The 19095-nt window shown below is 37.3% G+C and carries 21 protein-coding genes; 9 read left to right on the top strand and 12 right to left on the bottom strand.

What is annotated here, in order from left to right; translation table 11 throughout:
* The first annotated feature begins 114 nt into the window (after positions 1 to 114).
* Positions 115 to 840: a glycerophosphodiester phosphodiesterase gene (locus CN288_RS20170; RefSeq protein ID WP_026592068.1), complete on the top strand. Its 726-nt coding sequence runs from the start codon at positions 115 to 117 to the stop codon at positions 838 to 840.
* Between the two features lie 123 nt (positions 841 to 963).
* On the top strand, positions 964 to 3015 hold the full coding sequence (locus CN288_RS20165) for a transglycosylase domain-containing protein (protein ID WP_098302961.1): 2052 nt from the start codon (positions 964 to 966) through the stop codon (positions 3013 to 3015).
* A gap of 80 nt (positions 3016 to 3095) precedes the next feature.
* Here CN288_RS20165 and CN288_RS20160 read toward each other — a convergent pair whose 3' ends face one another.
* Positions 3096 to 3605 carry a YwhD family protein gene (locus CN288_RS20160; RefSeq protein WP_026592070.1) on the bottom strand — a complete coding sequence of 170 codons (510 nt, stop codon included), beginning with the start codon at positions 3603 to 3605 and terminating at the stop codon, positions 3096 to 3098.
* A 25-nt stretch (positions 3606 to 3630) separates the two neighbouring features.
* Entirely contained in the window at positions 3631 to 4305 is a 675-nt protein-coding gene (locus CN288_RS20155; protein ID WP_026592071.1) for a site-2 protease family protein, read from the bottom strand.
* Positions 4306 to 4417: 112 nt separating this feature from the next.
* Here CN288_RS20155 and CN288_RS20150 point away from each other — a divergent pair, with 112 nt between their 5' ends.
* A complete protein-coding gene (locus CN288_RS20150; protein ID WP_001147171.1) occupies positions 4418 to 4603 on the top strand; it encodes a 2-hydroxymuconate tautomerase in 186 nt (61 codons plus the stop codon).
* Positions 4604 to 4644: 41 nt separating this feature from the next.
* Here CN288_RS20150 and CN288_RS20145 read toward each other — a convergent pair whose 3' ends face one another.
* The 6 genes from CN288_RS20145 to CN288_RS20120 form a co-directional block, all read right to left on the bottom strand.
* Positions 4645 to 5949 (bottom strand): HD domain-containing protein, encoded by a 1305-nt coding sequence (locus tag CN288_RS20145; RefSeq protein WP_026592072.1) that lies wholly within the window; start codon positions 5947 to 5949, stop codon positions 4645 to 4647.
* Positions 5950 to 6155: 206 nt separating this feature from the next.
* On the bottom strand, positions 6156 to 7097 hold the full coding sequence (locus CN288_RS20140) for an ABC transporter substrate-binding protein (RefSeq protein WP_026592073.1): 942 nt from the start codon (positions 7095 to 7097) through the stop codon (positions 6156 to 6158).
* A 200-nt stretch (positions 7098 to 7297) separates the two neighbouring features.
* Positions 7298 to 8110, bottom strand: coding sequence for an ABC transporter ATP-binding protein (locus CN288_RS20135; RefSeq protein WP_026592074.1), 813 nt, complete (start codon positions 8108 to 8110; stop codon positions 7298 to 7300).
* Positions 8111 to 8125: 15 nt separating this feature from the next.
* Positions 8126 to 9142, bottom strand: coding sequence for a FecCD family ABC transporter permease (locus tag CN288_RS20130; protein ID WP_098302960.1), 1017 nt, complete (start codon positions 9140 to 9142; stop codon positions 8126 to 8128).
* Positions 9139 to 10194 (bottom strand): FecCD family ABC transporter permease, encoded by a 1056-nt coding sequence (locus CN288_RS20125; RefSeq protein ID WP_026592076.1) that lies wholly within the window; start codon positions 10192 to 10194, stop codon positions 9139 to 9141. Before CN288_RS20125 ends, CN288_RS20130 begins: the two co-directional genes overlap by 4 nt.
* 309 nt (positions 10195 to 10503) lie before the next feature.
* Complete coding sequence (locus tag CN288_RS20120; protein WP_017153617.1) at positions 10504 to 10728, bottom strand: DUF1450 domain-containing protein; 225 nt, start codon at positions 10726 to 10728, stop codon at positions 10504 to 10506.
* 289 nt (positions 10729 to 11017) lie between these two features.
* Between CN288_RS20120 and CN288_RS20115 the strand changes: the two genes are divergently transcribed.
* Positions 11018 to 11686, top strand: coding sequence for an RsfA family transcriptional regulator (locus tag CN288_RS20115; RefSeq protein ID WP_026592077.1), 669 nt, complete (start codon positions 11018 to 11020; stop codon positions 11684 to 11686).
* 75 nt (positions 11687 to 11761) lie between these two features.
* Positions 11762 to 12607 carry a lipoate--protein ligase family protein gene (locus CN288_RS20110; protein WP_098302959.1) on the top strand — a complete coding sequence of 282 codons (846 nt, stop codon included), beginning with the start codon at positions 11762 to 11764 and terminating at the stop codon, positions 12605 to 12607.
* A 33-nt stretch (positions 12608 to 12640) separates the two neighbouring features.
* Here CN288_RS20110 and pta read toward each other — a convergent pair whose 3' ends face one another.
* The gene (pta, locus tag CN288_RS20105) at positions 12641 to 13612 is read right to left on the bottom strand and encodes a phosphate acetyltransferase (protein WP_026592079.1); all 972 of its coding nucleotides are present in this window, start codon (positions 13610 to 13612) and stop codon (positions 12641 to 12643) included.
* Positions 13613 to 13981: 369 nt separating this feature from the next.
* Between pta and hemQ the strand changes: the two genes are divergently transcribed.
* The 4 genes from hemQ (at position 13982) to gerQ (ending at position 17273) form a co-directional block, all read left to right on the top strand.
* Positions 13982 to 14725: a hydrogen peroxide-dependent heme synthase gene (gene hemQ, locus CN288_RS20100; protein WP_026592080.1), complete on the top strand. Its 744-nt coding sequence runs from the start codon at positions 13982 to 13984 to the stop codon at positions 14723 to 14725.
* Between the two features lie 193 nt (positions 14726 to 14918).
* Positions 14919 to 16196: a serine hydrolase gene (locus tag CN288_RS20095; RefSeq protein WP_026592081.1), complete on the top strand. Its 1278-nt coding sequence runs from the start codon at positions 14919 to 14921 to the stop codon at positions 16194 to 16196.
* 195 nt (positions 16197 to 16391) lie between these two features.
* Positions 16392 to 16814: a cell wall hydrolase gene (locus tag CN288_RS20090; RefSeq protein WP_026592082.1), complete on the top strand. Its 423-nt coding sequence runs from the start codon at positions 16392 to 16394 to the stop codon at positions 16812 to 16814.
* Positions 16815 to 16841: 27 nt separating this feature from the next.
* A complete protein-coding gene (gene gerQ, locus CN288_RS20085) occupies positions 16842 to 17273 on the top strand; it encodes a spore coat protein GerQ (RefSeq protein ID WP_026592083.1) in 432 nt (143 codons plus the stop codon).
* A gap of 36 nt (positions 17274 to 17309) precedes the next feature.
* Here gerQ and CN288_RS20080 read toward each other — a convergent pair whose 3' ends face one another.
* From CN288_RS20080 to CN288_RS20070, 3 genes are all read right to left on the bottom strand, one after another.
* Positions 17310 to 17678, bottom strand: coding sequence for a DUF423 domain-containing protein (locus tag CN288_RS20080; RefSeq protein ID WP_026592084.1), 369 nt, complete (start codon positions 17676 to 17678; stop codon positions 17310 to 17312).
* 62 nt (positions 17679 to 17740) lie between these two features.
* On the bottom strand, positions 17741 to 18034 hold the full coding sequence (locus CN288_RS20075) for a YwdI family protein (protein ID WP_026592085.1): 294 nt from the start codon (positions 18032 to 18034) through the stop codon (positions 17741 to 17743).
* 6 nt (positions 18035 to 18040) lie between these two features.
* Positions 18041 to 19033 carry a potassium channel family protein gene (locus CN288_RS20070; protein WP_026592086.1) on the bottom strand — a complete coding sequence of 331 codons (993 nt, stop codon included), beginning with the start codon at positions 19031 to 19033 and terminating at the stop codon, positions 18041 to 18043.
* Positions 19034 to 19095 lie beyond the last annotated feature (62 nt).

The following is a 19095-nucleotide window of genomic DNA, read 5'->3' as shown; positions in this document are numbered from 1 at the left end:
TTAACGTTAACTTTCATGCAACTGTTATGTTTTTGTAAATGTTTGGCATATAGATTGTATTTTATTCACTACAGTTTCATAATGAAAGAAATGAACTTATAAGGAGATTTTCAAATGAAACAACCACTTATTTTTGCCCATCGTGGAGTTAAAGGTACACATCCAGAGAATACAATGATCGCTTTCCAAGAAGCGGAGCGCGTTGGTGCCCACGGCATCGAACTTGATATTCACCTTTCGAAAGATGGTGAGCTTGTTGTAATTCACGATGAAACTGTTGATCGTACAACAAATGGAACTGGATTGGTCTCTGAAAAAACCGTAGCAGAATTACAAGTTCTTGATGCGGGTAGCCATAAAAATCCTTCTTTCCACGAAGCGAAAATCCCAACCTTACGTGAAGTATTCATTTGGTTATCTACGACAAATTTACAGTTAAACATTGAACTAAAAACAGATGTAATTCACTATCCAAATATCGAGGAGAAGGTTGTGGATCTTGTTCGTGAATATCATCTTTCTAATCAAATTATATTCTCATCTTTTAATCATGAATCTGTTTCTTCTCTTGCAGAACTCGCACCTGAAATTCCAAGAGCCATCTTATATGATGAACCAATTGCCGATCCACTTGCTGAAGCGAAGAAAAGAGAAGCAGCCGGATTACACCCTAACTTTCAGCTACTAACAAAAGAATTTGTGCAAACTGCACAGCAGCAAGGCTATGTATTCCGCCCCTATACAATCAATGAATATAAAGATTTACAAACTATGATTGATTACGGCGTAGATGTTATTATTACAGATTGGCCTATGCGTGCTTTTGAGCTCCTTTCTTAAGAAAGGAGCTCTTTTTTGTTTTGTGTTTAAAATACGAAAAAACCCTCAATACTAGTATTAATCGACGAGGGATTCCTGCCCTTGAATAGGAAGGTAAAAGTATATGATGAGGGGATGAAAAAGATGGGCCAAACTGTAAATCCAAAACTTCAAAAATATAAACGTCTTTTCTTCACCGCACTTTTTTCATGCGTACTTTTTTTCGTTTTTTCTTTTTTTATTATCATCATAGCAGCAAAGATTATGGGGCCACCTCCCATCGTCGTTCCGCAAACAAGCACCTTTTATGCGAATGATGATACTGTAATGGGACAAAGTAATGGGATACAAAAACGCTATAGCGTATCTCTTGATCAAATTTCTCCTTATATAAGAAAAGCGACACTTTCTATCGAAGACCAACGATTCTATGATCATCATGGCTTCGATATAAAACGAATTATCGGCGCAATCATTGCCGATATAAAAGCAATGGCAAAAGTTCAAGGTGCTAGTACCATTACGCAGCAATACGCCCGTAATCTATATTTAGATCATGATAAGACTTGGAAACGAAAAGCATTAGAAGCAATATATACGATTCGTCTTGAGGTCAATTACAACAAGAATCATATTTTAGAAGGGTATTTAAATACGATTTATTACGGACACGGTGCTTATGGTATTGAAGCCGCTTCTCGTCTTTACTTTAATAAATCTGCTAGTGACTTAACATTAGCAGAGGCAAGTATGTTAGCTGGTATCCCAAAAGGTCCCAGTGTATACTCTCCCTACTTAAAGGAAGAACGGGCAAAAACACGACAATCAATCATTTTAGATGAAATGGTAGAGCAAGGTTATATTACAAAGGGGCAAGCATCCTCTGCAAAAAAAGAGAAGCTTACGTTTGCTTCATTAGAAACAAAAGAAGTAGCACAAATAGCCCCTTATTTCCAAGACGCTGTGCAAAACTCGCTTCTTCACGACGTTGGACTAGATGAACAAACATTGCACCGTGGTGGGCTTCGTATTTACACCACGCTTGATCAGAAGCTACAAACAATAGCGGAGCAAGCTGTAAAAGATACGATTCCGGAAACGACAAATATACAAACGGCTCTTATTTCAATGAATCCGAAAACAGGAGAAGTAGCGGCTCTTGTGGGCGGAAAAGATTATAAAGAGAGTCAATTTAACCGAGCGACTCAAGCATCTCGCCAACCAGGATCCACCTTTAAGCCGTTTCTATATTACGCTGCACTTGAAAAAGGATTTACACCAGCAACTCGCTTAAAAAGTGAATATACAGTATTTACATTAGGCGACGGTGTTTCTAAATATAAACCAAAAAATTATAAAGACTACTATGCCGATGATTTTGTAACGATGGCCCAAGCTCTTGCAGTATCAGATAACGTATATGCCGTGAAAACACATTTATTTTTAGGAGAAGACTCCCTTGCGAAAACCGCTAAACAATTTGGTATTACAAGTTCACTAAAAGATGTACCATCTCTTGCACTTGGTACTTCCCCTGTAAAACCAATTGAAATGGTAAGTGCGTATAGCATGTTTGCGAACGGCGGGAAGCAAGTTAAACCCACCCTTATTCGCCGCGTTGTCGATAACGAAGGAAACATTTTATATGATGCGCATTTAGAAAGTAAACAGGTGCTCGATAAAAACAATACGTTTGTAATGGAAGAGATGATGACGGGAATGTTCAATAAAAATTTGAGTGGCTATGCCTCCGTTACAGGACAATCCCTTCTTCAAAAACTATCGCGCACATACGCAGGGAAATCTGGATCCACAGAAACGGATAGTTGGATGATTGGCTTTACTCCGCAAATTGTAACCGGTGTTTGGGTCGGGTACGATCAGCCTAAATCCATCTCAAATCCGGCAGAGCAAGGATACGCCAAGAAGATTTGGGCCGATACAATGGAAAAAGGGCTAGACGGTCAGCCTAAAAAAGATTTCAAACAACCAAGTGACGTCGTTGCTGTAAATATCAATCCCGAAAATGGAAAAATCGCAACGAAAGGCTGTCCTGCTTCTGTGAAAATGTATTTTACAAAAGGAACCGAACCGACTGAATATTGTATGGCTCATGTTGATGACAAAGAAGAATTCGAGAAGGCTAGTAAAGAGAAGAAAAAAGACAGCTGGTGGAAAAGATATTTTCCATGGTAAAACATAGCAACGTTCCAACAATATACAACATAAAATATTAAAATAAAGGCTACCAGGAATTCCTCTGGTAGCCTTTAACTTTATTCTCCTAATAATGCATGGCGCAATTCTTCACTAGATTCGTTCCAAATTGCTTCATTATGCTCTTTCAAGAATGTTCCAAGCACCTTTTTAGATGGCTCATCCATATGATCAACCATGATGTGACGTTTTAATGATTTATCCATCTTGTTTACGTGCTCTGGAAGTGATTTATAACCACGGCGAATTTCACGGTCAACTGTCATTTCACAAGCTGTTACACCTGCATAATAAGCACCTTTTACTGTTCTCTCAATCGTTACCCACACAAGCCAATATGGTTTGCCGTTTGGAACCTCATCTTTGTTTGTTAAAAACTTAATCCCTTTTTCCACAGTACTACGCGCGTGCATTGCACCAATATCAACAAATGCATTTTGTTCCATTACATCTACAAAAACAGGTGAAATATTTTCTAAGCTCAGCGCTCCAACACCGAAACCACCATGTCCATCTGTCGAATCGTTCTTCACGATATTAAAACCGATTTTTTTCTTCTTCTCTGTCATATGTAAACTCCTCCTCACTCATTTACTATATAAGGCCGAATATAGGCGCAATTATACTTTCTAAAAAACCTAGTACGTGCGGAATTACCACTTGGAAGATCGGCTGAATAGTATAGCGATCAAGCGGTGTAATAACAAGAATCAATAAAGCGATCGCTCCATATCTCTCATATTGCGTCATTTTTGCACGAATATTTGCTGGTGCTAAATCTTCAATCACACGATATCCATCAAGCGGTGGAATCGGTAATAAGTTGAAAACAAGTAGAACAATATTGAGAGTAATAAAAATTTGAAAGAATTGACGTAATGTATCTGCCACCGCAAACGGAATAGCATTTAGCACTCCAAATCTTATCAGGCTGTACCAAATAATTAAGCCTATAGCACTTAAAATAAAGTTACTAATCGGCCCTGCAATCGATACTAAAACACCCGCAAGACGTGGTTTTTTAAAGTTATATGGATTAACAGGCACTGGGCGTGCCCAACCAAATCCAATAATTAATATGGCAATCATCCCAATTGGGTCCAAATGAGACATTGGCGACAACGTTAAACGTCCCTGTCTTTTGGCCGTATCGTCTCCAAACTTGTATGCAACATATGCATGCGCAAATTCATGCACAGACAATGCAATAATAATAGCCATTGCTACCAATGGTATTTGGTGCAGTGGATATACAAAGAAATTCTCCATACTTCATCTCCTCTTCATTATGTCAAAAAAAGAAAATATTTGTTTTTCTGATTGTTCTTCTTCATAATCCGTTATAATAAGATTGTAACTTACATAAAAGGAGCGATTGTACATGCCATACGTAACAGTGAAAATGCTAGAAGGACGCACAGAAGAACAAAAGAAAGCTCTTGCCGAGAAAGTAACAGCAGCAGTAAGCGAAACAACTGGTGCTCCAGAAGAAAACATCGTTGTTTTCATCGAAGAAATGTCTAAAAATCATTATGCAGTTGGCGGAAAACGCTTAAGCGACAAATAAATTCAGGTTTCTTTCATAAGAAGCGGTCCTATGACTGCTTCTTATTTCTTTCCTTCTAATAACTCAATAATTTTTTCTTTATATTTTCCTTTTCTTCCATCTTCATAGATTAAATCATGTGGATAGAAGAGTTTTTGATCTGTTCTCTTCTTACCTGTAATCGCTTCTACAATATCAGATTCACGTGAAAGCTCCCTGAGATCTCCATTCGGCATAAGAAGTAAGATTGGAAGCCGCTCTTCTTCTTCTCCAGCACGGTAAAAGTCATACGGTAAGTCCGATGTTGAATCCACAACTAAATAGTACTCTGGATCGAGCCCAATCTTTTTAAATAATCGACTTAATTCCATCCAATTATCTAAACCATGATTCTCTGTAAATTCTACATATTTAAAGAGATTTCGGTTCATAAATCGGCGACATAAATCACTTAAAATTTGATCTTCCTCATCTTGCCATACTTGGAAGTAGTAACACATTACATTCTCATCTAGCTTTAAATAATCCTCTACCGTTACTTCTTCTTCAAATAAAGAATAGAAATGTACAGGATGATACTTAAATGTGTAATACTGCTCATGCAATGTTTTTGCACGGTGTAAAATTTTTGTTAAAATCACTTCTGCACTGCGCGTTACTGGATGGAAATATACTTGCCAGTACATTTGATAACGGCTCATAATATAATGCTCAACAGCGTGCATACCACTATTTTTAATCACTACTTGATTTCCGTATGGGCGCATAACACGGAGTATACGTTCCATATCAAAATTCCCGTACTTCACGCCAGTAAAATAGGCATCTCTTAACAAATAATCCATACGATCCGCATCAATTTGGCTAGAGATCATACTAATCGCTAATTTATTATCAGACGTTTTTGCAATGACATCTGCTACTTTTTGCGGAAACTCCTGATCTACACGGCTTAATACATCATTGATTTCCGTATCACCAACAATAATTTTTTGTGTAAACTTCTCATGATCTAATGAAAAAACCTTTTCAAATGAATGAGAAAACGGACCATGTCCCACATCATGTAAGAGCGCTGCACATAAACATAACAATCTATCTTCTGCATTCCAATTTGGTCTGCCATCAAACACATCATCAATCATACGACGAATAATCTCATATACACCTAATGAATGAGTAAAGCGACTATGTTCCGCACCATGAAATGTAAAAAATGTCGTTCCAAGTTGTTTAATACGGCGCAAACGTTGAAATTCCTTCGTTCCGATTAAATCCCAAATGACGCGATCGCGCACATGTACATATTTATGTACTGGGTCTTTAAACACTTTTGTTTCGCTGAGTTTGTCGTTTAAATATACCAATATCGACACCCTCCTTCCTTACTGCATTCTTACTTTATATTATAAACGAAATAGGAGACAGAAAGAAACGAAAGGCTGTGTAAATCATTGAACTCCCCCTACTTCCCTTTGTTTAGAGAAGATGATTTTCTCTGTTGAAATGATAAATTTGCTGTTATATAAAGAAAAATCACCTTCGCAAAAGCAAAAGTGATTTTCTTTATATATTATTTTCCTAAAACAAACTCAGCAACTTCGTCTAGGATCATTTCTTTACCAAGTGGAAAGTACCCTTTGTTTAGGTCTTCATTCTTAATTGTGAATACGTGGTTGTTCTTAACAGCATTCATGTTTTTCCAAATTGTTTCTTCTTGGAATTCTTTTAAGCGCTGAGAACCATCGCCAGTTGTGAATACGAATAAGTAGTCTGGATTGTAATCAATTAGCGCTTCTTTTTGTACTTGTACGAGCGGCTTATCAGTTGGTGTACCTTTAACTGCTGGTAATTTTAAATCTTTAAAGAGTACACTACCGTAACCGTAGTCACCGTATACGCGGAATGCATTTGGATATGCAGCCATCTTCATGAATGTCGCATCGCCAGTTTTTGCAACGATTTTATCGTGTAATCCGCTTGCTTTATCATCATATTTCTTAAACCATGCAGTTGTTTCTTTTTCTTTACCGAAGATTTTACCTAACTCTTCAAACTTTGGACGCCATTGATCTAATGGAGTTTTTAGCATAACTGTTGGTGCAATTTTAGATAATTGATCATAAATTTTCTCTTGACGATCGTTCACAAGAATTAAATCAGGTTTTGCGGCAGCTACTGCTTCGATATTAATTTTATCTCCCCAAGCAGAACCAACTGGTTTTACACCTTTTAATTGATCTGCAATATGTGCATCAATTTTTTCCTGAGATGTATTCGCTGTAATAATAGGTTTCATACCAAAGATTAACAATTCTTCTGTTGAACCACTAAGGTCAGCAATTTTCTTTGGATTTGCAGGAATTTTAATTTCCCCTTTTGCATGTTGTACAGTGCGCTCTTCAACCTTCGCATCTGCTTTCTTTTCTTCTTTCTTATCAGAGGAACAAGCTGCAAATAGTACAGAAGTAACTACTAGTACCATTGCTAGAAATGCCACTTTGAATTTCTTCATATTTCCACTCCTTCTGGATGTATTTCTCTTATAAGTTACATATAACTATAAGAAACCATATACAACTATTAATTAATATATTCTTATTAAACATTGTTTATAACCCGTTCTAACGGGCGTTCAACTTCCCACCTTGAATGAGAAGCTCAACGTCCATTAGAATCCCTCCCCTCTATTAAAATAAGAGGGGAAGATTCCGTCTATGCTTTCTTACGTAACTGATTATTAACCATCATTAAGTCGTATGTTAAACAAATCGGCTTACAGTTTACAGGACATGGGACGATTTGCGCTTCAATTTCAAACACATTACGAAGTGTCTCACTTGTCATTACTTCATCTGGCGTTCCTTGTTTCATTAACTTACCAGCCTTGAGTGCAATCATATGATCTGAAAAACGAGATGCATGATTTAAATCATGAATAACCATAACAATCGTTCTGCCTTCTTCTTGATTTAATTTTTTCAATAAATTTAGTACTTCAAGTTGGTGAGCCATATCCAAGTATGTTGTTGGTTCGTCTAGTACGAGTAAATCCGTACCTTGCGCAAGAGCCATTGCAATCCAAACGCGTTGACGTTGACCACCTGATAAAGCTTCTGCTGGACGATTCGCAAATTCTGTCATTCCTGTCACTTCAAGCGCCCAGTGAATGTAACGGTAATCCTCTTCCTTCAATGTGCCAAATCCCTTTTGATGAGGAAAGCGGCCGTAAGAAACAAGTTCAAACACAGTAAGACCAGTTGGCACTTCTGCAGTTTGTGGCAAAATCGCCATTTTCTTTGCGATTTCTTTTGTTGGCTGTTTTTCGATTGCTTTTCCATCTAGGTAAACAGTACCTCGCTTTGCTTTCAAAATACGAGAAGCTGTTTTTAACAATGTGGATTTCCCGCACCCATTTGGTCCAATAATTGTTGTAATTTTCCCTTCTGGAATTTCCACTGATAATCCATCAATAATTAATCCTTCATTATAGCCAACAGATACCGAATCAACCGCTAAAGTTGCCATACAAAAAGCCTCCCTTTATTTTGTTCTCATAAGTAAATAAATGAAATATGGTGCACCAATTACAGAAATAACAAGACCGACTGGTATTTCTGATGTTGTTAATACGCTTCGTGAAATGAGATCTGCAAATAACAACAGGAATGTTCCAATTAATGCCGCTGTCGGCAACATAATTTGGTGCTTTCCACCAACGAAGCGCCTTGCTAAATGCGGTGCCATTAAACCGATAAAACCAATTCCACCCGCAACAGCAACGGATGCCCCGGCTAAACAAACAGCGATAAATAATAATTTACGTCTTTCTTTCTCGACATCTACACCAAGCCCAACCGCCGCTACATCTCCTAGGTTCATTACATTTAATACGTGTGCTTTACGAATCGCAATTGGTAAAAAGATAAGCATCCATGGAAGTACGCTTAATACGAATTTCCAGTCTGTTCCCCATAAGCTTCCCGCTAACCAAATCGTTGCAAAACGGAAATCATTCGACGTCATTTTCATTGAAAAAATTAAGCTAACTGCACTAAAACCAGCTGCTACTGCGATACCAACAAGTATTAAACGGGTTGATGAAACGCCGTCCTTCCATGCTAATACATAAATAATGACTGCCGCTACTATTGCACCCACTAATGCGAAAAATGGCAGAATGAATACAGACAACAGAGTACCGGTCCCTACTTTTCCAAAAAAGAAATATACGAAAACGACAACTGTCAATCCCGCTCCGGCATTAATACCGATAATTCCAGGATCAGCAAGTGGATTTCGTGATAATCCTTGCATAATTGCACCTGACATAGCTAATGCTGAACCAACTAATATAGCAATAACCATACGCGGCATACGAAACTCGAATAAAATGACTGACTGATCTTCCGCACCAAGTCCAACCAATGATTTTAATACATCTATTGGCGGAATTTTAAACGTTCCTGTATTTAAACTAATAAGAAATACTGAAATAATTAAACAAGATAAAATTGTTAAAATTGAAATGTTCTTTTTTGTTAAGACGGTTGTCTTCACATTTTCCCTCTCCCTTCATTACGCGCTAAGTAGAGGAAGAATGGCACCCCAATTAGTGCTGTAATCGCCCCAATTGGTGTTTCAAACGGCGGATTAATAATACGAGATAACATATCCGCACATTCAATTAACAATCCGCCTAATACAGCAGAACATGGAATAACCCATCTATAATCTGAACCGACAAGAAAACGTGTCATATGAGGGATTACAAGCCCAACAAATCCAACAGACCCTGCCATAGATACCGCTGAACCCGTTAACACAAGAACAAGCACAGTTCCGATAAATTTAATTAATGTTGTATTTTGTCCAAGCCCAATCGCAATTTCTTCACCGAAACTTAAAATTGTAATATATCTCGACATCATAATCGCGATAATGAGACAAACAAGTCCAATTGGCAGTAGCATACCGATACTCTGCCATTTCACACCAGCAACGCCGCCTGCATTCCACATGCTTACTTCTTGAGCAAGATTGAAATACAACGCAATTCCAGATGAAATAGCCCCAAGTAATGCACTAATCGCCGCTCCGGCTAACGCTAACTTAACAGGTGTTAGTCCACCTGGTGAAGAAGCGCCAATTCCGTATACAATGCTTGCACCAAATGCCGCTCCAACAAAAGAAGCGATAACAAACATTAAATACGGTGAATTAGGAAAAAATGCATACATAATTGCAATTCCAAATACTGCTCCATCAGTAATCCCCATTAATGATGGCGATGCGAGTGGATTTCGTGTCATTCCTTGCATAATTGCACCTGATACAGCTAAAAAGGCACCAGCAACAACACCACCAATTGCTCTAGGCATGCGCAACTCCCAGATTACATTATGATGCGTCAAAGAACCATCAAACTGAAAGACAGCTTGCCATACAGTTTTCAAACTAATATCCGCTGCACCAAATGAAATTGAGGTTGCCATGCTTAAAGCTAACAAAATTGTTCCTGCTATTAAAATAATAGAAGCAATAAGCGGTCTGCTCTTAATCTCTTTCACATTTGCTTCTTGTTGCTCAAAATTCCTCGCGCTTGCTTCCATCCCTCAACCACCCTAACCAACAACATATATTTAAGAAAATGAAATTCATTCTCAAGAAACAACAAAAAAAGAAAATCGGGTTACCTACCTATTCTGATAATGATTCTCATAATCACACTTTCTATTCTACCTACCGTTATAAAAAGCTGTCAACCATTATTTTGCAATATAAAACTAATGTAATTAATATCAAACCAATACCATACTATGAAATTTATTCATTCATACATGTTTATTTCATTTCGTTATCCCAAAATAATTTTTAATTTTAACAATAAAAAAAGAAGAGTAAAATATTCACTCTTCTTCTTACTTATTTAATTTCGCCTCAATTTTCTTAATCAATTCATCTTCATTTGGTGCTGCAACTGGACGATTATTCACAAAAGCAAATGATTTTTTACGACCTGGTCCACAATAAGATTGACATCCAACCTCAATATTGGCACATGAATCTACTTTTTTGAGCTTTGGTATCAAGGTCTTAATGTTCGTCGCCTGACAATCATCACACACACGAAATTCGTTTCCCATTTGATATAACACTTCCTCTATTTTAAACTTTTCACAAGTACATTTAACAATAAACACTAAATGGTATTTTACCGTTCTTTGGGGCTTGATGCAAGTTTTCTCCTATGATTTCCCACAATAGAAAGCCTTACTTCCTCCTTCATTTTTCCCTTTATGAACGCCCTTCATTCGTACACCCATTTCTTACTTCCATCGAAATCTACCATATTTTTAAAAGCTTTGTATAAAAGCATTTTCTTTTGTCCATTATAAAAATAGGAAGTTTATAAAAAGAAAGGGAGTTGAATCTATGAAAGTAAGACAAGATGCTTGGACAGACGAAGATGATTTATTACTTGCTGAAACCGTACTGCGTCATGTTCGAGAAGGAAGCACACAATTAAATGCCTTTGAAGAAGTTGGAGATCAGCTAAATCGCACCTCAGCTGCTTGTGGTTTTCGTTGGAATGCAGTTGTTCGTTATAGCTATGAACAAGCTCTGCAACTAGCAAAAAGACATCGAAAAGATAAAATGCGTGCTGCTAGTGGTGAACAGGCCAAAAAACGCCTTCTTTATACACCACCAGCTTCAGCAGCCATTCCTACCCATGATGAGGAACCTGCTATACAAACGGCTACTCCATATCCAGAGCAAACTGTTTCTAAAACTTCTATTACAATGCAAGATGTCATTTACTTTTTACAAACAGTTGGGTCTTCAAACATGAAAGTAACAGCGCTTGAAAACGAGAATACGAGATTAAAACAAGAAATAAAAGCACAAATACTTCGCAATGAAGAATTAGAAAAGAAACTAGAAAAACTAGAGCAACAATCTAATACAGTACAAGAAGATTACGAAACGCTTATGAACATTATGAACCGTGCTCGTAAATTAGCATTAATGGACGATGAAGAGCCCACACCAACCTCGTTTCGCATGGATCGAAACGGCAATTTAGAAAAAATTGCAGAATAAAAAGGATGCGCTAACCGCATCCTTTTTATTTTGTTATAATAAAGATTGTCATTTTATAAATAAGGGGTTAGTTATATGGGCAATTCCCGTTCGATTTTATCTCAACCAGAGTGGCGTATTGTGGATCAGTCTAGTTTAGGACCTACCTTCCATGCACTTCAATCATTCGCTATGGACGATACATTGTGCACAGCAATTGGAAATGGTACATCTGCTTCGACAATGCGCTCTTGGGTTCATCACAATACAATTGTTCTTGGTATTCAAGATTCTCGGCTTCCTCATTTACAGGAAGGAATCTCTTTTTTAAAACAGAAGGATTTCAATGTCATTGTTCGTAATTCAGGTGGTCTTGCAGTCGTACTTGATGAAGGGGTTTTAAATGTATCGCTTCTATTTCAAGAAACGGAAAAAGGAATTGATATCGACCTTGGATACGATACAATGTGGCATTTAATTAAAGAAATGTTAAAAGATTACGATGTTGATATCGAGGCAAAAGAAATTGTTGGCTCTTATTGTCCCGGCAGCTATGATTTAAGCATTCGTGATCAAAAATTCGCAGGTATTTCACAGCGCCGCATTCGTGGAGGTGTAGCTGTACAAATTTACTTATGCGCTACAGGAAGCGGTTCTGAACGTGCGGCACTTGTTCGCGATTTTTACAACTTAGCAATTCAAGGAGAAGAAACAAGATTCACGTATCCTGAAATTGTACCGAGTACAATGGCTTCTTTATCTGAACTACTTGGCGAAACAATTACAGTTCAAGATTTAATGATGCGTTTATTCAAAACATTGCAACATTTCGCACCCAAATTAACACCATCGCAATTAACAGTAGATGAAATTCCTTTATACGAAATGAATTTACAACGTATCATTGATCGTAACAATAAAGCACTTGGTCTTGAAAAGTAAGAAAAGCCCCGCTATGATAGCGGGGCTTTTCAATTATAGTGCTTGAGCTGCTGTAATTAGAGCTAGCTTGTACACTTCTTCTTCGTTACATCCGCGAGATAAATCGTTTACCGGCATGTTTAAGCCTTGTAAGATTGGTCCCACTGCTTCGAAGTTACCTAAGCGTTGTGCAATTTTGTAACCGATATTACCAGCTTCTAAGCTTGGGAATACGAATACGTTAGCATCACCTTTAATAACAGAACCCGGTGCTTTTTTCTCAGCTACAGATGGTACGAACGCAGCGTCAAATTGGAACTCACCGTCTAATGTTAATTCAGGAGCCATTTCTTTTGCAATACGAGTTGCTTCTACAACTTTTTCTGTTTCTGGAGATTTCGCAGAACCTTTTGTAGAGAAGCTTAACATTGCAACACGTGGATCGATGCCAAATAACTCAGCAGTTTTCGCACTTTCAATACCAATTTCAGCTAAATCTTGGCTGTTTGGTGCAATGTTGATTGCGCAATCAGCGAATACATACTTCTCATCTTCACGTACCATGATGAATACGCCTGAAGTTTTTGTAACGCCTGGTTTTGTTTTAATAATTTGAAGTGCTGGACGAACTGTGTCAGCTGTAGAGTGAGCTGCACCACTTACTAAACCGTGTGCTTTGCCCATGTATACAAGCATTGTACCAAAGTAGTTTTCGTCTTTTAAGATTTCACGAGCAGCTTCTTCTGTTGCTTTACCTTTACGGCGTTCCACGAAAGATGCCACCATTGCATCCATTTCTTCGTATGTAGCTGGGTCGTAAATATCAACGCCTGCTAATGTTAAGTTCATACTAGCAGCTTTTGCGCTAATTTCTTCTTTATTACCAACTAAGATTGGTTTTACTAATTCTTCTTTTGCTAAACGCTCTGCAGCGCCTAAAATTCTTTCATCAGTTCCTTCAGGAAGTACGATCGAAATGCCTTTTCCTTGAACTTTTTCTTTTACTGTTGTAAATAAATTGCTCACGAATAAACCCTCCTACAAATGTTAAAAAACTCTATCTTTAAGAATACTTCTTTTCATCTATATTTTAAACTTATAGCGCCTAAAAAATAGGGAAAATAAAAATGATTATATTTTCGTAAAATTCAGCCTCGTCAAATTTCTATTTTGATGGAAAACCTTCCTTTTTAGATGGAACAGAGCATCCGTCTATGCATAGCAGTAATCAGGACTTTTTGCCCTATGCCAAGTGAAAACAAAATGGATTTATATACTCCGCTAGCTAGCATTATTAATTGTGACAATTTTATGCATCAAAGCTTTACATGGGTGACTTTAAAACTATATATGCTATAGTTAACGTGTAAAATATCATTAACTGAGGTGAAAGAAATGAGTGAAGCAGCAAAAACGTTAGATGGTTGGTATTGTTTACATGATTTACGCTCTATCGACTGGGCAGCATGGAAAACATTATCTAGTGATGAACGTGGACAAGCAATGTTTGAATTTTTAAACGTCATTGAGAAATGGAACAAAGTTGCGTCTGCAAAGCAAGGCAGCCATGCAATGTATACAGTTGTTGGTCAAAAAGCTGATATTATGTTTATGATTTTACGTCCAACAATGGAAGAGTTAAATGAAATTGAAACAGAATTAAATAAAACAACATTAGCTGAATATATGATTCCTGCATACTCTTACGTATCTGTTGTTGAACTAAGTAATTACCTTCCAGCTGATGAAGATCCATACCAAAACCCGCAAATCCTAGCACGCTTATACCCTGAATTACCAAAAGCAAATCATATTTGCTTCTATCCAATGGACAAGCGTCGTCAAGGTGATGATAACTGGTACATGCTTCCGATGGAAGAACGTAAAAAACTAATGTACAGCCACGGGAAAATTGGTCGTCAATATGCAGGAAAAGTGCGCCAAGTCATTACTGGTTCTGTTGGCTTCGATGATTACGAGTGGGGTGTAACACTATTTGCTGATGACATTCTTCAATTCAAAAAGCTTGTATATGAAATGCGCTTTGATGAAGTGAGTGCTCGCTATGGTGAATTCGGAACATTCTTCGTTGGTAACATCTTACCAAGTGAAAAAGTAGCAAAATTTTTATACGTATAATAAGAAAAAGGAACGAATTCCGTTCCTTTTTCTTATTCTCCAACAAAAACTCTTCAAAAACCCCTATTTTCACTAAATTTGCACAATATCAGACAAAAATCCTTCAAATTTCCCATTAAATCATAACATTGTTATATTAAAAATTATGATAAAATAATACGGGCTATATGCCAATAACGATGCGAAGGTGATAATGTATATGAGGAAAATTTCATCTATTTTACTAGTGTTTCTATTGTCGTTTTCTTCCTTAGGAGTAACAACCTCCCATGCAGAAGAGAAAATACACATAGAAGCTGCCGCTGCTATTCTTTTTGATGCAGATACAGGCAAAATACTGCACGAACAAAACCCCGATGAATTACTAGCTGTTGCTAGCATGTCAAAACTTATGGTTATTTACTCCGTTTTAGAAGCTATTAAAGAAGGAAAAATCACTTGGGATACAAAAGTAAACATCTCTGATTACGCTTATGAAATTTCCCGTAATAATGATTTCTCCAACGTTCCTTTCGAAAAAGGCCGACAATATACAGTTAAAGAATTGTATCATTCTATTGTTATCTTCTCTGCAAATGGATCTAGCATTGCGCTAGCTGAACTGCTTGCAGGAAGTGAAAAAAACTTCTTAAATCTTGCAAATGAACATGCAAAAAAACTAGGGTTAAAGAAATATAAATTTGTAAATGCTACTGGATTAAATAATGCTGATTTAAAAGGAAAACGTCCCGAAGGAACAGATCCGAATGGAGAGAATTCCTTATCAGCTCGTGACATGGGTATTCTATCAAAAACAATTATTACAAAGTATCCAGAAATGTTAGAAGATACAAAACAAAGATTTAGAAACTTCCCGGATAACCATCCAAAACCAATTCGCATGGAAAACTGGAACTGGATGCTACCAGGTGCCGCTTTTGCTTACGAAGGAACAGATGGTTTAAAGACAGGAAGTTCAGATACAGCCGGGTATGGGTTTACAATTACTGCAAAACGCAGTGACTTACGTCTTATCTCCGTTATTATTAAAACAAAATCAATGGATGAACGTTTTACAGAATCTCGTGCGTTAATTGATTATGGTTTTAATAACTTTGAAAAACAGAAATTAAAAATAGATAAAAACAATACAATTTCTGTTATAAAAGGAAAAGAAGATAATGTAACTGTGACACCTGAAAAAGAGATAACGGTAATCACAAAAAAAGGAAGTAAACCACCTTATCAAATTTCTACTGAGGCAGATAAGTCACTTGCCGAAGATGGAAAATTAGTTGCACCAATCAAAAAAGGTGAAAAAGTAGGTTCACTCATTTTAGAATCAACTGATCAACATGGATTTTTAGACGGAAACAAGAAAATGAAAATCACTGCAAAAACAACAGAGGAAGTAGAAAAAGCAAATTGGTTCGTTTTAACAATGCGATCAATCGGTGACTTCTTCTCAAATATGTGGTCAAAATTATTTTGATAATAAAAAGCTAGCATTGCTAGCTTTTTTTATTGCATTTCTCCCTCTAACACTAAAAATTACTCCCCCTAAAACTTTGTTTGGTTGTCATATCTGAGCCCTTTTCCTCATACGTATGAACTAGTAATTGTTCCACACTTCATCTAGAAATAAACCTCTTTCTCAAGTGCATTTCAAAAAGAGGGGTGAAACATAATGGGCGTTATCAACTATACAGAAGAACATGTAAAATTATTAGCTAGACTCATGCGTGCCGAAGCCGAAGGAGAAGGTCAACAAGGCATGTTGATGGTTGGAAACGTTGGTGTAAACCGCGTTCGAGGGAATTGTTTAGACTTTAAAAACATACGTAATTTACAACAAATGGTTTTTCAAAGTCCTGGTGGTTTTGAAGCAACTCAGAAAGGTTATTTTTATCAACGCGCACGTGAACAGGACATTGCCCTTGCAAGGCGTACAATTCAAGGACAACGTTTTTGGCCTGCAAATTTTGCTTTATGGTTCTTTAGGCCCGAAGGTGCTTGTCCACCAACTTGGTACAATCAACAAAATTCTGGACGATTTAAAAGACATTGCTTCTTTCAACCATCCGGTGAGGACTGTCCAGGGGTATATTGAGGAATGAAAATAAGGAGGGATTTTTGAATGGCACAGCAACAAAATCCATACTATGGAACAGGTTTCTATCAACCTTCAGGGGGATATATGCAACCTCAACAACAAATGACGCCGCAACAGCAAGCGGCGCAACAACAGGCAATGCAACAACAGGCCACACAAGCACAACTTGCAGCATCCCAAGGTATGCTCCCACTAGAGCAATCGTATATTGAAAACATCCTCCGCTTAAACAAAGGAAAACCTGCAACTATTGTTATGACATATGAGCGCGGTAGTTCACTTGGCACGCAATCTTATACAGGGATTATTGAAGCAGCTGGACGTGATCACATTGTCATCAGTGACCCGAAATCTGGAAAACGATACTTACTCCTTATGATTTACTTAGATTATGTAGAATTCCCTGGAGAAATTACGTATTTACCTAGCCAACCTGCAACTTATGCTCCAAGATAAAAACAAAAGCTGGCAAATGCCAGCTTTTGTTGTGTTTTATAAACCCTTTAAAACTGCAGTTCCTACTAAAATCCAACCAATAATAAAGGCTATCCCACCAAGAGGGGTAATCGGACCAAAAAACTTAATGCCTGTCGTACTTAATGCATACAAGCTTCCTGAGAACATAATAATTCCAGCCACCATAAACCAACCTGCTGTACTTAATAGGGAAGATTGGATCTTATCCATTAATAATGCAACAACGAATAAGCCCCCAGCATGAAACATTTGATATGTAACACCTGTTTTCCAAACCTCTAACATTTTTGCGGAAATCTTATTTTCTAAAAAATGTGCCCCGAGAGCGCCTAATGCTACAGATAGTCCAGCTGCAATACAACCTAATAAGAAGAAAATTTTCATTGGAATTCCCCTTTTTATATTTATGATAAGAAATTTTCACATATAAGCCAACAATTTAGCCTTTAAAAATCAAATAAAGAATTACCGTTTGCATCAGCTTCTTTCATATATACAGGTTCTCCCGAAGAAATAGGTGCAACCTGCTGTTGAGCCATCGTCATCTGATGCGATGTTATAACTTGTGATTGTAGTTTTGGCTCCACATATGCAGAAGTTTCAACCTGTTCATCTAATAATAAATCACATAAAGCACGAACAACTAAAAGATGTTCTTTCGATTTCTGTCCTTCACTACTTTTTGCTTTCGCAATTTCATTTGCCATTTTATTTAAAATCTTATCGCTAGATACTTGCATTCCTTGTCACCTCGTACTTTGTAGTTCTTTCTCAAATTGTCCCAGCTTCTCTACTGGACCAAATACTATTATCATATCATGTTCTTGTAGTTTTTCCTGCCCTGTTGGATTATGAATAATATTTCCACCCCGTAAAATCGCTAAAATTGTAACATCAAATTGCTTTCTTACATTGCTTTCTATCAACGTTTTTCCAATTAAAAGAGACCTCTCACCAATTTCAACTTCTTCTATTGCAAAAGCCTGTTCAGTTCCATAAAGCACCGTATCAATGTAATGAACCGTTAATGGATTTGCGATTCCTTTTGCAATATGAATTCCAGCCATACTAGATGGATTAATCACTTTACTAGCACCAGCACGCCGTAATTTCCCTTCCGTTTCTGGTTTTTCAGCTCTAGCCACAATTTTAATCGTACTATTTAGCCCTCTCGCTGTTAATGTAATGAATACATTTTCAGCATCATTCGCAACAATTGCCACTAAACCAGCCGCTCTCGTAATCCCTGCCTGATGTAACACCTGTTCTTCAGTCGCATCACCATGCACATATAAAAGCTTTTCTTTCTCTAGTACAGATTCCTCTTTATCAACAACAACAAATGGGATCTTCTTTCCCTGTAATTCGCGTACAACTTGAAGTCCTACTCTACCACAACCACATACGATAACATGATCTTGTAACTCCGCTATTTGTTTGTCCATTTTCTTCCTCCGCACTGCATGAAATAAATTCCCCTCAATAATCATTGCTGCTACTACCCCAATTGCATATGTAACAATCCCTACCCCAACAGGAATAATAAGAAGCGCAAAGATCTTCCCTGCCTGTGTCAATGGAACTGCATCTCCATATCCAACCGTCAGTACTGTAATCATTGTCATCCAAAAAGCTTGGAATAAACTAATCTCTTCTATTATCATAAATCCAATTGTCCCAAGGATTACAACAAAACACATACATATAACTGCAATCCATAGTTGTCTTCTTGCATTCATATTCTTCTTCAACTCTTTTCTCTATCTACAACCTTTGCCATAGGAAACAAAATACGTATATA

The sequence above is a fragment of the Bacillus sp. AFS023182 genome, assembly GCF_002560575.1.
In the GTDB taxonomy this organism is placed as follows: Bacteria; Bacillota; Bacilli; order Bacillales; family Bacillaceae_G; genus Bacillus_A; species Bacillus_A arachidis.
This window is presented reverse-complemented; position numbering and strand designations above follow the sequence as displayed.